The sequence below is a fragment of the Aeromicrobium panaciterrae genome, assembly GCF_031457275.1.
GTDB lineage: Bacteria > Actinomycetota > Actinomycetes > Propionibacteriales > Nocardioidaceae > Aeromicrobium > Aeromicrobium panaciterrae_A.
This window is the reverse complement of the sequence record NZ_JAVDWH010000001.1, coordinates 1503139-1517045: the sequence shown is the minus strand read 5'-3', so window position 1 is coordinate 1517045 and position 13907 is coordinate 1503139. Positions and strand designations below refer to the sequence as shown.

Annotated in this window: 12 protein-coding genes, 4 tRNA genes and 1 pseudogene; 8 read left to right on the top strand and 9 right to left on the bottom strand. The window is 63.3% G+C overall.

Features of this window, described 5'->3' with window-relative positions:
• Positions 1-86: 86 nt before the first annotated feature.
• From J2X11_RS07890 to J2X11_RS07880, 3 genes are all read left to right on the top strand, one after another.
• Complete coding sequence (locus J2X11_RS07890) at positions 87-1109, top strand: AraC family transcriptional regulator (RefSeq protein ID WP_309969040.1); 1023 nt, start codon at positions 87-89, stop codon at positions 1107-1109.
• A 27-nt stretch (positions 1110-1136) separates the two neighbouring features.
• Positions 1137-1418 (top strand): hypothetical protein, encoded by a 282-nt coding sequence (locus J2X11_RS07885; RefSeq protein WP_309969037.1) that lies wholly within the window; start codon positions 1137-1139, stop codon positions 1416-1418.
• 70 nt (positions 1419-1488) lie between these two features.
• Positions 1489-1944 carry a hypothetical protein gene (locus tag J2X11_RS07880; RefSeq protein WP_309969034.1) on the top strand — a complete coding sequence of 152 codons (456 nt, stop codon included), beginning with the start codon at positions 1489-1491 and terminating at the stop codon, positions 1942-1944.
• A 45-nt stretch (positions 1945-1989) separates the two neighbouring features.
• Here the strand turns inward: J2X11_RS07880 and J2X11_RS07875 are convergent.
• The 6 genes and pseudogenes from J2X11_RS07875 to J2X11_RS07855 all read right to left on the bottom strand — a co-directional run bounded on the left by J2X11_RS07875 (position 1990) and on the right by J2X11_RS07855 (position 8863).
• Positions 1990-2064 (bottom strand) — tRNA-Val (locus tag J2X11_RS07875).
• A gap of 48 nt (positions 2065-2112) precedes the next feature.
• Positions 2113-2616, bottom strand: coding sequence for an SRPBCC family protein (locus J2X11_RS07870; protein ID WP_309969031.1), 504 nt, complete (start codon positions 2614-2616; stop codon positions 2113-2115).
• 64 nt (positions 2617-2680) lie between these two features.
• Positions 2681-6031 carry an adenylate/guanylate cyclase domain-containing protein gene (locus J2X11_RS07865; RefSeq protein ID WP_309969028.1) on the bottom strand — a complete coding sequence of 1117 codons (3351 nt, stop codon included), beginning with the start codon at positions 6029-6031 and terminating at the stop codon, positions 2681-2683.
• A gap of 27 nt (positions 6032-6058) precedes the next feature.
• A pseudogene (locus tag J2X11_RS14440) lies at positions 6059-6193 on the bottom strand (double zinc ribbon domain-containing protein); the annotation flags it as partial.
• Positions 6193-7920: an MFS transporter gene (locus J2X11_RS07860; protein WP_309969025.1), complete on the bottom strand. Its 1728-nt coding sequence runs from the start codon at positions 7918-7920 to the stop codon at positions 6193-6195. The gene J2X11_RS07860 and the pseudogene J2X11_RS14440, both read right to left, overlap by 1 nt.
• 109 nt (positions 7921-8029) lie before the next feature.
• Positions 8030-8863 carry an aminotransferase class IV gene (locus tag J2X11_RS07855; RefSeq protein WP_309969021.1) on the bottom strand — a complete coding sequence of 278 codons (834 nt, stop codon included), beginning with the start codon at positions 8861-8863 and terminating at the stop codon, positions 8030-8032.
• 93 nt (positions 8864-8956) lie between these two features.
• Here J2X11_RS07855 and J2X11_RS07850 point away from each other — a divergent pair.
• The 3 genes from J2X11_RS07850 to J2X11_RS07840 all read left to right on the top strand — a co-directional run bounded on the left by J2X11_RS07850 (position 8957) and on the right by J2X11_RS07840 (position 9227).
• A tRNA-Gly gene (locus J2X11_RS07850) sits at positions 8957-9028 on the top strand.
• Positions 9029-9055: 27 nt separating this feature from the next.
• Positions 9056-9126 (top strand) — tRNA-Cys (locus J2X11_RS07845).
• A gap of 29 nt (positions 9127-9155) precedes the next feature.
• Positions 9156-9227: transfer RNA gene (locus J2X11_RS07840), tRNA-Val, on the top strand.
• Positions 9228-9383: 156 nt separating this feature from the next.
• On the opposite strand, the gene J2X11_RS07835 is transcribed toward J2X11_RS07840, so the two are convergent.
• A complete protein-coding gene (locus tag J2X11_RS07835; RefSeq protein ID WP_309969018.1) occupies positions 9384-9755 on the bottom strand; it encodes a DUF4267 domain-containing protein in 372 nt (123 codons plus the stop codon).
• 93 nt (positions 9756-9848) lie between these two features.
• Between J2X11_RS07835 and J2X11_RS07830 the strand changes: the two genes are divergently transcribed.
• Positions 9849-10826: a hypothetical protein gene (locus tag J2X11_RS07830; RefSeq protein WP_309969015.1), complete on the top strand. Its 978-nt coding sequence runs from the start codon at positions 9849-9851 to the stop codon at positions 10824-10826.
• Here the strand turns inward: J2X11_RS07830 and J2X11_RS07825 are convergent.
• Positions 10823-11224: a hypothetical protein gene (locus tag J2X11_RS07825; protein ID WP_309969011.1), complete on the bottom strand. Its 402-nt coding sequence runs from the start codon at positions 11222-11224 to the stop codon at positions 10823-10825. The genes J2X11_RS07830 and J2X11_RS07825 overlap by 4 nt on opposite strands.
• Before the next feature lie 10 nt (positions 11225-11234).
• A complete protein-coding gene (locus J2X11_RS07820; protein WP_309969009.1) occupies positions 11235-12119 on the bottom strand; it encodes a YihY/virulence factor BrkB family protein in 885 nt (294 codons plus the stop codon).
• A 17-nt stretch (positions 12120-12136) separates the two neighbouring features.
• Here J2X11_RS07820 and J2X11_RS07815 point away from each other — a divergent pair, with 17 nt between their 5' ends.
• Positions 12137-13786, top strand: a complete 1650-nt coding sequence (locus J2X11_RS07815; protein ID WP_309969007.1) for an acyl-CoA dehydrogenase family protein — start codon at positions 12137-12139, stop codon at positions 13784-13786.
• Positions 13787-13907 lie beyond the last annotated feature (121 nt).

Below are 13907 nucleotides of genomic sequence, written 5' to 3'. Positions count from 1 at the left end.
CATCTATAAGCAGAATGCGTGCGCGACGCTCTCCCGGTCTTGACACGCTGCGACATACTTTTGTCATTTCACGACAGGGGTTTCGGATGGGCAGCCTGCTCCGCGCCACTGCTCTGTGGGGGTACGACGACCTCGTCACCGAGCTGAACGGCGATCCCGCCCTCCTGCGTGAGCGGTTCGACATCCCACTCGGAATCGAGCTCGGCGCGGAGTCGTTCGTGCCTCTACACGACTATGTGGGACTCCTTGAAGCGACTGCCGCCGAGTTGTCATGCCCGGACTTCGGCATGCGCTTGTCGCACTGGCAGGGGCTCGACATCCTCGGCCCAGTCGCAGTCATTGCGCGAAATACGCCCACTCTGATCGAGGCAATCGGGTCCATCTCCCGCTATCTCTATGTCCACTCGCCGGCCCTGCACCTGATCAACGATCCAGACGTCGATGGCTCTGATCTGCGCTTCACGTACGACGTCACGGAGCTGGAGCTGAACGACCTACGGCAAGCCTATGAAGTGAGCATGGCGATCGTTGTCCAGATCCTGCGCCTCCTCGGCGGTCCCGGTGCAGGTCCCAGCTCCATCTCGTTCCTGCACGAGCAAATCGGGCCAAACAGCGCGTACGCCGAAGCACTCGCGTGTCCTGTTTCGTTTGGCCAGACCTGGTGCGGGTTCGAACTCTCGCCTGAGCTGGCAGACCGCCCTATCGACAGTGCGCACCCTGAGACGCGTCGCATCGCCGAGGCGTACCTCGAGTCTCAGTACCCGATCGGAACCGCAACGCTGACCGAACGCACGGTCGAACTCACCCGCCGACTTCTTCCGACCGGAACGTGTTCGATCGATGCGATTGCGGATCAACTGAACCTCCATCCACGGACACTTCAACGACGCCTCGCCGAAGAAGGCGCCCATTGCCAAGACCTGATCGAGAACGAACGCCGCGACCAGGCTGCGAGATATCTCGCGCAGCCCGGCCTGCACCTCAGCCAGATCGCCGGACTCCTTGGGTACGCCGAGCAGAGCACGCTCAACCGATCGTGCCGACGTTGGTTTGGCAAGACGCCATCGCAGTTTCGGTCTGATCTGCGAAGCCAATCCGCATCCCGCTAATCGAACATATGTTCTACTCTTTGCAAGGTGAGTGCGAACCCTCCCAAAGCCGATGCCTGGCCGCCATTCAAGCGGGTTCGCTTCGTACTCGTACGGCGGGAACCGTGGACCGCGCTCCCGGTTCAAGGGCTCGTTCTTGATTGGCGCAAGGCAGGACGGCGGCACCAAGCATTGGTCGCGTACGTCGACGAAGCTCTACATCCCAAGCGCATCATCACCGAATGGATGCCAGCCGAGAAGTTGACTCCAATCCGAGCCGATCCCAATGTCATCGACTACGGCCGGTCGCCCTGGGATCGTCGCCGCTGAACCTTCCCGCCGACTCTCAGGAGTGGGACAATCCGAGGGCGCTGGTCAGCGCACCGACAAGGAGGTCTTCATGTCGAACCACCAAGAACAGATCATTGCCGCGGCTGTCGGAAAGGTCGCCGAGCCCATCCTTGGAGCTGCGTTCGCGAAACCCCGAGGGGCGACGACGGCCGCCATTGGCGGAGGTGTGATCACCGGCGCTATCGGCGCCAAGAAGGTCGGTGACCAGACCAAGGGCGCGGAGGCTGCCGGCATCGTTCTCGGCAATCCCGGTGCCGTTGCCGTGACCGCCACGAGCCTCGTCACCATGCAGGTCAAGGTGAGCATGATGGGTCAGATCAAGGAGATCGCCGAGGTCCTCAGCTCAGTCCCGCTCGCCGAGATCGATTCCCTTGAGGTCAAACGCATGGGTGCAGCCGGCGTGATGGAAATCAGCTCGCACGGCAGCACGTTCAAGCTCGAAGGCAAAGCCGGCGACATGAAGGAGTTCGCTTCGACCTTCGACCGGGCCAAAGCCTCCGGCTGACGCAACAAACCGCAAGCCAGAAAGTACTCTGACCTGCGGTTACGTTGGTGGGCGATACTGGGTTCGAACCAGTGACCTCTTCGGTGTGAACGAAGCGCGCTACCACTGCGCCAATCGCCCGGTGCGTCAGGAACTTTAACGTACGGCCGCGCCTCCAGCCGAACTGACCTAAGCCCCGTAGCGCTCGTCGGTGTACTTGCGGAGGTTCTTCAGGAACCGACGGAAGGTCGCGTTCAGCACAGGCTTGCTCACGCCGAGAGTGTGGCGGGCAATTCCTGTCACCTCGAGAGCGAGTGTCCAGGTCAGCGTGCACCCTGACGCCGTCGGGACGATGTCGTATCGCTCGGCGAATGCCTTGATCCGCTTCTCGGAGGCCTCGTTGAAACGGAACGCCATCATGGTGTGCTCGTCCCAGCCGAGGAACTCCTCGGATCCGAGCAGCCCACCGCGCATCGTGACGAGACGCGTCGTACCGACGCCGCGCGGCTCCGGAGTCGTCCATTCGACGTTGGTGATGACCTTCGCCCAACGCGGCCATGAGTCAGCGTCTGCGAGTACCTCGAACAGCTGCTCCGGGGTGATGTTCAGCTCGACGGAGTTGGCGAAGCGGTTGGGCGCGGAGTCGACGAAGTCGAGGCCGACCCGATCACATGGGTGAAGGGCAGAAGTCATGGGAGCAGATTAGGGGTCGGCGTTCTTGTCCGACTCGCGAGCCCAGATTTTGCTGTCGGAAACGTCAAAGCGGCGCCGACTGCTGCTCTAGCGCCTCGGACCACGTAGAAGCGCCGAGCTCGGCGAATGCTGCTCGGGCGGCGTCGAACAGCGGGGCCGCCTCATCGGGGCGCCCCTGACCCACGAGCCACCTACCCAGGTCGACCTGTGTCCTGGCGGTGTACGGCTTTGCTCCCCACGTCTCGAACTCGGCGATCGCCTCACGCAGGGTCGACTCGACAACCTCGGCGGGTTCGCCGTCTCGGATGGCCAGGAGACCTGCCACTCGCTTGCGATGGATCCGCACACCATCGGGGTCGGGGCGGCCCGACTCGCCTTCGATGAGGCTGATCAGAGTCTCGACCGCCGCATTGTCACCGTTCTCAAGTGCAATCTCAACGGCGGTGGGCCACATGTGACAGAGGTCGTCCCAGGTTCCGGAAATCTCATACATCTTCTCGCTGGCGAGCACACCCAGTCGCACAGCGGCATCGAGATCACCGCGCTGCCTTGCATCGATCGCCTCAGCGAAGGCCTTCCAGGCCACGTCCGACGAGTCATCACTCGCAAGCGCAACCTCGGCGGGCCATGTCAACGTCCACGGCATGCCGCGCGCCACGCTCATGGCGCCCTCTATCGCTGTTGAGCTCGGGACCGTTGAAAGCTCCTCGCGCAATACTCCGCTCGTGAGCATCTCGTCAGCCTCCGCCCATCTGCCACTGGTCCAGAGCGCGATGAGCAGGTTGACCTGGGAGTAGCCGATCCAGATGGCAACACCGGTATCGGTGGCAACCGAGACGGCCTCGTGCCCGATGTCGACCGCCTTGTCGAGATCGTCGAGCATCCTGCTCGCGGTGAGGTTGAGAAGCGCCCGAGAAAGAGAGCCCGGCTGATGGTTGACTCGCGACATCTCCGCGGCCGCTTCCAGGAGCACGCGGGCCAACGAGATGGCACCCACCGTGCCGTAGTAGATGCTGAGCCCTGTGAGGCAGTTGGCCACCTCCCCAAGGTCGCCCACTTTCTCGGCCAGCTTGATCCTTCTCTCGAGAAGATCCTGGTTGTTGGTCCCCATGCGCGAGTTTGCGGAGCTCATTGCCCTGGTCAAAGCCAGTTGGGCGACGTCCGCGTCCCGACGTTCCGAGACTGCGTCCCAATGGGGTTGGGCAACCGCCAGTGCCTGAGCGTTGTCACCCAGGAACCCAAGTGCGAGCGACTGCGCAGCCGCCGCATAACCTGCATCGACGACATCACCTCGGCCCTCGAACAAGTTGACAGCCTGGATCGCGTGGTCGATGGCCTCTTGGTACTCCCCCGTGTCGATGAGAGCGAACGCCAAGTCGCGTTCGAGATCGGCGCGGCTGTCGGTGTCACCCGCGAGTGCAATAGCTCCGCTGATATGGCCTGCAGCTTCCTTGGGTGACCCCAGGGCTTTGGCGCGACTGGCGGCCTTCTCCAGTTGGGCGATGGCAGCCTGCTTGAGGGTCTCGACATCAGTATCTGACGGCACCGCTTCGATCGCGTCGAGATAGTGCTGGGCAAGAATCGGTGCCAGATCGCCTCCGGATGCACCCTCACCTTCAAACTGGCTGATCACAGCGAGGTGACTCGCCTTGCGGTCGCGGCGGGACAAGGTGGCGTACGCGACCTGCGGCACGACGGACTGCATGAACTTGAACTGACCGAGCTCGGCACTCTGTCTGCTCGCCTCTTGGCGAAGGATCTGCAGGCGCACCAAGCTCGCCAGCACGTCGTCGATGTCGGCAATGTCTGAGCAAAGTCCGGCTATCGCGTCCCGTTTGAACGAACCTCCGAGGACGCTCGCCTGGTCGACGACCCTTCGCTGAACCACCGACAACGTGTCGAGTCGGGCAGCAATGAGTGCTTGCAGCGAGGCAGGGGCGCCGACAGAGTCCAGGTCGATGGCCGACGGGTCGGCGACGACGTATTGGCCCCCGCGCGGCACGATCAGGTCACGGTCGATCAGGGATCGGACTGTTTCCACAGCGAACAGCGGCACCCCCTCGGATCGTTCGACGAGGGCTGCGCGGATGTCATCGGGAAGGCCCGCCACCAACCCGCCGAGCAGTTCGGAGATGTCTCGATCATCCAGCTCTGGAAGGTGGAGGACCGTGGCCTTGCGGTTCGTCGCCAGTGCCGGATGCCCCTCGAGCAGGCCGGGCCTGGTCAGCAGGACGACGAAACACGGGAACGAGGCGACGAGCAGCAGATGCTCGACGAAGAGCAACAATCCCTCATCGGCGTGCTGGGCATCGTCGATGACGAGGACGACCGGGTTCTCACCCTGTCCGGCGCGCTCCAGGAAGGTCGTCCATGCGGCGAACAGGTCTTCGCGGGGGAAGGTGCCGACGGATCCGATCCCGATAAGGACTCCGAGCCGCGGCCGCAGCCATGATCGCTCCTCCATGTCGGGCACGTAGGCTTCCAGGCCGGACTCCAGGAGCTCGGCGGGATCTCCGTTGCTGTCCCCTGCCACCGCTCCGAGTCGCCCGCGAATCGCCTCGGCGAGAGCAAAGAAGGCCACGCCCTCGCCGTACGCGACACAGCGTCCGCTGTGCCACATGACATTGGTCGAGAGGCCGTCGACATACTTTTCGAACTCCCAGGCAAGTCGAGATTTTCCGACTCCGGGTTCGCCGTCGATGACCAGTAGTGCAGGCTTCTTGGTCTCGTCGGCCGAGTGAAACAGCTCCTTGAACAGGCGCAGCTCTCGATCTCGCCCAACCAGCGGAGCCTCCAGCCCGTCGGCACGCTGGGCACCGCGCATCGCCGCGACGACCGCTCGGACCGACCACAACGGCATCGGGTCAGCTTTGCCCTTCATCTGATGGCTGCCGACGTCGACGTATGTGATCGCCGACGAGGTCAGGAGTCGCGTCGTCTCATCCACCCAGACCTGTCCGGGTTCGGCTGCGGTTTGGACTCTCGAGGCGGTGTTGACGACATCGCCTGCCACCATCCCCTGATGGTCGGCACCGATTGTCACTGCCACCTCGCCGGTCACGATGCCCACCCGCATGGCGAGCTCGGGCACTCCGAGCTCCTCGCCGATCGCCGCCACTTTGTTGACCAGCTCGAGTCCGGCTCGCACAGCCCGCTCGGCGTCATCCTCGTGCGCGGTCGGCACACCCCACACCGCCATCACCGCGTCACCGATGAACTTCTCGACCGTGCCGCCATACCGACCGACGATCAGGCTGGACTCCTCGAAGTAGCTGGACAACAACTCCCGTACGTCCTCCTGATCACGCGCCTCGGACAGCGAGGTGAAGCCGACCAGGTCTCCGAACAGGACGCTCGTGACGCGGCGCGCAGCAGACGGAGGAGCATAGGCCGGAGCGTTCGGAACTGCACGCACCTCGGTCTGGGTGGCTCCGCACGCGCTGCAGAATTTGGCACCCGGGACGACCGGCTCACCGCAGGAACCACACGCGGGTGGTGCAACTGCTGACCCACACTCGTGGCAGAAGCGGGCACCATCGACTTGATTCGTGCCGCACGACGAGCACGTCACGGCCATCAGACTGTCAGCCTGCGAGTGACGATGTCATCGACCGCGAGGTAGGAATCCCGTTCACCGTTGACTGCCGACAGGAAGGCCTCTCGGCTGAGACTCTGGAGCACGGTGTCCTCGACCGCGGTGACCGTGGCGGTGCGCGGCACATCTCGCAGCAAGCCAATCTCGCCGAAGAACTCGCCCGGACCTTCTCGACGAAGCACCACGCCGTCCTGGGTGACCTCGACGAGTCCGGTGTCGACGATGAAGAAGCGATCGGACTCGTCGCCCTCCCGCACCACGACGCCGCCCGCAGCCACAGGCACCCTGATCAGGTCGCGAGCCAGGCTCTCGACGACGGCCGAGCTGAGGGGCGTAAAGATCGAGATCCTTCGGAGCAGGTCCAGCCCGACAGGTGCGGTCAACCTCGCATCGAGGCTACGCATCCGCGGCAGCAGTGGGAGCGCCAGAACCGTGACTCCCACTCCAACGACGCCCAATGCCGTTCTCAGACTCCAGAGATTGAGGACCATCGGCATCACGAACGCACCCAGCGCCATCGAGCCGATGAGGCAGGCTTCGAGAGAGCCGAACACGCGACCAAGCACCTCGTCCGGGGTCACTCGCTGGACGATCGTGTCGAAGTTGACGTCGACCAGCGGGTTGGCCAGGCCGAGAAGAGCCACGGCGGTGAACACTGCGGCCGGCGTCGGCCATACCGTCACCAGCAGAAGCGGCAGCGCCCAGAGTACGACCCCGATTGTCAGATCCTGCGCAAGGTGATTTCTGGCTGCTCTCGCGATGGCGAACAGACCTCCAAAGATGGCACCGACGCCGAGCGTCGAATCGAGATAGCCCAACCCGTGAGGACCAGTACCGAGTATCTCGACAGCCATGACCAAGAACATCACGGCGGACGCGCCAGCCACGATTGTCTGGGCTGAGACGAGCCATGCCACTGCCAAGAGGTCGCGATTGCCTGCAATGGTTCGGAATCCGCCTGTCACCTCGGAAAGGAAGCTCTCCTTGTCGGGCTCATCGGCACCCACCGGGGAGTCGGACTGCCGGTCTTCGGCTCGCTCGGGAACCTTGATCCCCAACACCGAGACAGTCGACCACAAGAAGGTGAGGGCATTGAAGGCGAAAACAGTTTGGACGTTGGTCGCGCCGATCAACAGCGCGCCAATCGCCGGGCCTATGAAAACAGCCAGGCTCTCGATGGTGCTTGATGTGCCGTTGGAGGCAGTCAGCTCGTCCGGGGTCTTGGCCAGCGACGGCGTCAGTGCTCGCTGCGCGGATCGGAAAGGTGTTCCCATCAACGACGTGAGGGTCGCCAGAATGAAGATCGGAGCTGGCGGGGTCTCGAGCACCAGACACATGACCGCGGCGCTGACCAGCGCGACGCGGGTGAGGTCGGCGATGATCATCACGTTCTTCCGCGGGAATCGGTCTGCAAAGGTCGCACCGAACGGCGCCGTGAATGCCATGAGCCCGAGCCGGATACCGGTCCATACGCCCACGGCGGTGACTCCCCCGACCCCGTACGCCCACACGGCGACCGCTGTGGCATACGCCCAGTCGCCGATCATGGACCCGGCGAGGGCGATCTGCATGCGCCTCAGTGCTGGGTTTCGAAAGACCGAGGCGATGGACGTGCCCGTCTCCCGCAACGAAGACGTGGCAGTGCCGATGAAGCCCTTGGGAGCCTGGACTTCATCGCCTACTTCGTCCTTCGGATCAATCGCTGTCACGTACGCACCCCTGTGAGTCACACAGAATGATCTTCAGGTCATGACAATAGGTCAGTTCAGACGCCGCGACATGCATTTGCGTGGATAGATCCATGACGCGGCGGCCGACTCAGGGGTCCGTCGTCCTGGCGCTCTCGCGGGCCCAGATCTGCTGAGCCTTGAGCGTGATCGGACCTGGGGCGGCGAGCTCGCGGTCGTCGACGTGCGAGATCGCCTGCACGTCGCGGGTCGTGCCGACCAGGATCACCTCGTCAGCCTCCTGCAGGACCTCGATCGGGGCGTCACGTTCAACGACATCAAGCTCTCCCACGCACCACTCGAGCACCAGAGCACGGGTGACGCCGGCAAGCGGGCCAGCGTCAAGCGTCGGCGTGATGAGCTGCTCGCCGACCACGTACATGATGTTTGAGCCGGTGCCCTCACATAGGTGACCTGCGGTGTTGGGCATGACCGCCTCGGAGGCACCCCTCGCGAGTGCGTACTCGACCATGAGCGCGTTCTCCGCGTACGAGGTCGTCTTGAGCCCGGCCAGTGCGCCACGCTCGTTGCGAGGCCACGGGACGGTCGCGATCTTGCTGATCGACGGCGGACGATCGCACGGTTCGGTGATGACGACTTGGGTGAGACCCGATGAACCGCGAGGCGAGCCCAGCGGGCCGGGCCCAGAAGTCACCGTCACGCGTATGCGACCGAATGGCAGTTCCTGGCCATCCATCGTCGCGAGGACGCCGTCGCGGATGGCTGCGACATCCGGTGTGCCGATTCCGAGGCCCTGGGCGGATCGTGCGAGTCGGTCCAGATGTCGGGTCAAAGCGAAGGGTTGACCCTGCTCAATCTTGATCGTTTCGAAGACTCCATCACCCACGATCATCCCGTGATCGAGGGCGCTGATCGATGGTTCGTCCGGGGATCCCAGCAGATGGCCGTTCAACCATGTCTTCATGCTTCAAAACTAGCGAACCCGGTTTGGGTTCGCCCCTGCTCATCCGCTAAAGTCTGGGGTCGCCTCAGTTTGAACGAAGTTCTTTGGGGCAGTGCGGACATAGCTCAGTGGTAGAGCATCACCTTGCCAAGGTGAGGGTCGCGAGTTCGAATCTCGTTGTCCGCTCGGAGCGGGTCTCCATACCCATCCAGCGGTGGGTTGGCCGAGAGGCGAGGCAACGGACTGCAAATCCGTGTACACGGGTTCAAATCCCGTACCCACCTCGAAAGTTTCACCAAAACTGAACAAGCACGGGCGATTGGCGCAGCGGTAGCGCGCTTCCCTGACACGGAAGAGGTCACTGGTTCAAACCCAGTATCGCCCACTAGAACCGCACACCCAGGTGTGCGGTTTTTGCTTTCCCAGGAGCAGCGGTAGCGCGACTCTGCCCCCGCACGGAAGAGGTCACTGGTTCAAACCCAGTATCGCCCACTAACGAACTCCCTGTTATTGCAGGGAGTTTTTTAGTTGAAGGACTCCGCTAGGCCTTGGGTCGACGAGTCGCGCCCCAGATGCCGACTCCGATACCAACGATCGCGCCGCCCATTCCGATCGCTTTCTGGGACGTCGACAACTCGGAATGCCGCTTGAGTCCTCCGATGAAGTCAGCAGCGTCAGCGCCGCCAGAAGCTAGGAACCATCCGCGGGTGTCGCGGCCGCGCAATGCTGCCGAGGCGAGCAGTCCGCCGATGAGGGCGTCGCGGTAGCCCATCGAGTGCAGAAGCAGGAAATGGCTGGGGTGCTCGGGCGGCTCCGTCTCGCCCCACATCCGGTTGGCCCGTAGCGGGTCGACCAGGAACTGGATTCCGGAGGCGAAGCGGATGCCTCCGGCGAGAACGGCAGGGATGTCCATGCCAGCAACGTACGCGATTTTGCAAGCGTTCAATTGTTCCGGCTCGTGCGAATTCTCGTGACACGTGCCGCGAACCGTTCTAGCCTTCGGCTTATGACCATCGACGATCCCGCCAAGCCCGCGAAAGGTCTGATCAAGCGCGGCAAGGCAGTACCCGGCCAGGCTGTTTCGCTCGGAAAGACGACGGCTGGCCAGGCCGTCTCGATCGGTAAGGCCGCAGCCGGCCAGGTCGCAGGACAGGCGGACGGTCTCCTCATCGATCAGCTCGGTGAGCGTCTCGAGTCCCTCCAACTTCTGCGCGGTGGCGGCGACGAGTCATCGACCAACCAACTCCTCGAGGCGTTCGGTAGCAGCGGCGTCATTGAAGACCAGATGCTCAAGGAACTCAGCAGCAAGGAGCCCCTCCGTCACACCGAGCGGTTCGACGAGGCTCACCGCCAGGCAATGCGCGCCTTCGAAGTGTTCGATCGCAACGGTTCCCGTCCGCCTTCAGCACTCAACAAGGTTCCGCCGCTGATCAAGCCGGTCGCCGAGAAGATCGTCCAGCTGTTCATCACGTTCATCGCACGTAGCCATCAGAAGCGTCTCGTCAAGAATCTCCGTCAGCTGTACGCGCTTCGTGAAGCCAACAGCCCCGTTGGATCAGACGACTATCAACTTCTCGCGACGGCACGAATCCAAGTTGATGCGATCACGCCCGATCTCAACAAGTCGAGCCTGCCGCTGCCTGCCTTCCTGGTCGGCGGCGCCGCGATCTCCGGAACCATCTCCTTCATCGGTAGAAGCCTCACTACCGACCTCGGGCGCTTTTGCTTTGCGGCCGGATTCTTGGTCGTTGGTCTTGGCCTGTTCTGGTGCGTGCTCAAGGCCGCCGGCATTGCGCGCAGCCGCGCTCGCATTGCTCTCGACGGCTCGTTCAAGGCGCTGTATGAGGTGATCGGCGACGCCGGGGATCCGCCCAAGGATCAGGCGAAAATGTTCGCCGTCATCGCGTCGTTGTTGTTGCTGGCGATCTGGATCGTTGTGCCCGGACTGCTCATCGGTCAAACCATCAAGACAGCGCTGAACTAAGTGGCTTCCTCGTCGTCGTCGCTCTTGACCTTCGGCTCGGACTTCCAGCTGAACTCGCCGTTCGGGCCGTCGACCACGACATGCGCGGTGGCAATGGCATCCTCGCGATTCGGGAAGAACACATCGCAGTCGAACTTCGTGCCGATCGCCTGATCGACCTTCTTGGGGCACTTGGCGACGATCGGACGGCCTTCGCGGCCACTGAGCCGACGCTCGATATTGTCCTCAACGCCGTCGCTTGACATCAAGATGACCGGCGCAACGGTCTCCTTGGACTCAGGCCTGTTCTGTTCCTTGAAGTTGTCCTTCGCCCAGAAGATTGCGCCCGCAATCATCAGAAGCGTGGCGACCACAAATGCGACATTCGTCGCCGTCTTGCTTCGAAACGGATTTGCCATGACGGGAAGCCTACGATGCGCGTTCGGCGCGCATTTGCTCGACCGCCGCGTTGATCGCGGCACCGATCAGCACGGCGATCGACAGCACGTACAACCACAGGAGTACGGCGATCGGCGCGGCTAGCGGTCCGTAGATCGACGTACCACCTGAAGAGAATCCGAGCGCCCACCGTACGAAGTAGCTACCGAAGATCCACAGCGTCAGGGTGAACACCGCTCCAGGCATTCCCACCATCCACTTGCGACGTACGGGAACGGCCAAGTGATAGAGCGTCGTCAGGAACAGGATCGACAACACAAGGACGGCTGGCCAATAAAAGTGCTTCAGGAAGCTGAAGCCTTCCGGCATTACATCCGCAGCCACGGACGGACCGGCCAGCACCAGCGGCACGAGGACGATGCCGACCAACAGGGCGACGATGTAGAGGCCGAATGACAGTGCGCGCGTCTTGACGATGCCGCGCTTGCCGCCATGGCCATAAAGAATCGTGATGGTGTCGATGAAGACGTTGAGCGCGCGAGAGCCCGACCACAGCGCAAGGACAAAGCCGATCGAGATGACGTCGATACGACCGCTGCCGAGCACGTCGTTGAGCGTCGGCGCGATCACCTGGTCGACAGTGTCCGGCGTCAGCGCCTGAGACGACAGGTCGAGGATCCGGTCCTTGAGCACGTCGACCTGGTCCACGTCGAACCGTTCAGCGATGAAGCCGATCGAGCCAGCAAGACCGAACACCAAGGGTGGAAGCGAGAGGATCGCGAAGAACGCGGCCTCGGCCGCGAGGCCAGTGACGCGATAGCGAAAGCAGCTGCTGACGGTGCGGGCGATCAGCTGTTTGACGAGCAGCAGAAGAGAATCAGCGCTGCCCGGTCGGTCTACCGGTTCCACCGCCATGGCTCTACCGTAGCGACATGGATCCCCTGCAACGTGCACCAGAGAACCAGGCGACCCCACTGGTTGGTTACAACGTCGCGACCAGCGACAACGCCTTGATGGATGCCGTACGCGCATACGGCGGTGAGCACACCGCCGAGATCGTCGAGGACATCACTCCGATCGGCTCGTTGTCCGGCTCAGCGCAAGCGCGCGAGGCCTGGCACCTGTCCAACGAGAACGAGCCCAAGCTTCGTACGAATGACCGCTACGGCAACCGCATCGACGAAGTTGAGTTTCACCCGTCGTGGCACTGGCTGATGACGCAGGGCGTGGGCTTCGGGCTCACCGCCGAGCCGTGGACCTCGCAGAGCCCCGTCGCTCACCTCAAGCGTGCAGCCGGCTTCTTCACGTGGGGCCAGGCCGAAGGCGGCCACATGTGTCCCATCACGATGACGTACGCCGTGGTGCCCGCCCTTCGCGCCGACGACGCGCTGGCGAAGCAATGGATCACCGGACTCGCGTCGCGTACCTACGACTTCGGCATCCGCCCGCCCGAGGAGAAGGCTGGCCTTCTCGCCGGCATGGGCATGACCGAGAAGCAGGGTGGCTCAGACCTCCGCACCAACACGACGATCGCCCGCCCGACCGAGACGCACGGCGAGTACCTGCTGACCGGCCACAAGTGGTTCACCTCCGCGCCAATGAACGACATGTTCCTCGTGCTGGCTCAGGCACCCGAGGGCGTCACCTGCTTCGTTGTCCCGCGCGTCCGCCCCGACGGCACCCGCAACTCGCTGTCGATCGTGCGGCTCAAGGACAAGCTCGGTAACCGCTCCAACGCCTCGAGCGAGCTCGAGTTCAACGACACGTACGCGACTCGCCTTGGCGACGAAGGACGCGGCATCCGCACGATCATCGAGATGGTCTCCGCGACTCGTATGGACTGCGTGCTCGGCTCAGCCAGCTTGATGCGCAAGGCGCTCGCCGAAGCCGCGTGGCACACCTCGCACCGCTCGGCCTTTGGCGCGACACTGGCTGACCAGCCGGCGATGACGAACGTGCTTGCCGACCTCGCCGTGGAGACAGAGGCGGCAACGTTCGTAGCGATCCGTCTGGCGTCAGCTGTCGACAAGCCCAACGATCCGCACGAGCAGGCACTGCGCCGCATCGGCCTTGCACTCGAGAAGTTCTGGGTCTGCAAGCGCACGCCGATGATGGTCGCCGAATCGCTCGAGTGCCTGGGCGGCAATGGCTACGTCGAAGAGTCCGGCATGCCGCTGATGTTCCGCGAGTCTCCGCTCAACTCGATCTGGGAAGGCAGCGGCAACGTCAACGCACTCGACGTACTGCGCGCTCTCGGTCGCGAGCCAGAGTCGCTCGACGCATGGATCACCGAGATGGCTGAGGTACGTGGCGAGGACGCGCGACTCGACACCGCCGTCGACGGCGTACTCACCGAGCTCGCCGATCTGACCGACGTCGAAGTCCGAGCACGCCGCATCGCCGCCAGCATGGCGACCTCCCTGCAGGCTGCCGTCTTGATCAAGCACGGCGACCCCAGCGTCGCCGACGCGTTCTGCGCCTCCCGCCTCGCAGGCGACTGGGGCGGTACGTTCGGCACGCTCCCCCGCGGACTTGATCTCGCAGGCATCGTTGCCCGCACCACACCTCACCTGGAGAATTAGGGCATGCCTCCCAGTTCGATGGCCGGCTCGCGCGGCCCCGCATCCCGTCTGGCGGCGTTCTCGTCGCTCGCAGCACAACACCGGTGCGCCTCACTCCTCGGCCTTGCCAGCCGGGCGCGGA

Bases quoted from the DNA above. Each gene is read 5' to 3' on its own strand.
- J2X11_RS07835 (WP_309969018.1), bottom strand. From the start codon at position 9,755: ATGGACATCCCTGCCGTTCTCGCCGGAGGCATCCGCTTCGCCTCCGGA.
- J2X11_RS07890 (WP_309969040.1), top strand. From the start codon at position 87: ATGGGCAGCCTGCTCCGCGCCACTGCTCTGTGGGGGTACGACGACCTC.
- J2X11_RS07820 (WP_309969009.1), bottom strand. From the start codon at position 12,119: ATGGCGGTGGAACCGGTAGACCGACCGGGCAGCGCTGATTCTCTTCTG.
- J2X11_RS07880 (WP_309969034.1), top strand. From the start codon at position 1,489: ATGTCGAACCACCAAGAACAGATCATTGCCGCGGCTGTCGGAAAGGTC.
- J2X11_RS07815 (WP_309969007.1), top strand. From the start codon at position 12,137: ATGGATCCCCTGCAACGTGCACCAGAGAACCAGGCGACCCCACTGGTT.
- J2X11_RS07870 (WP_309969031.1), bottom strand. From the start codon at position 2,616: ATGACTTCTGCCCTTCACCCATGTGATCGGGTCGGCCTCGACTTCGTC.
- J2X11_RS07855 (WP_309969021.1), bottom strand. From the start codon at position 8,863: ATGAAGACATGGTTGAACGGCCATCTGCTGGGATCCCCGGACGAACCA.
- J2X11_RS07825 (WP_309969011.1), bottom strand. From the start codon at position 11,224: ATGGCAAATCCGTTTCGAAGCAAGACGGCGACGAATGTCGCATTTGTG.
- J2X11_RS07830 (WP_309969015.1), top strand. From the start codon at position 9,849: ATGACCATCGACGATCCCGCCAAGCCCGCGAAAGGTCTGATCAAGCGC.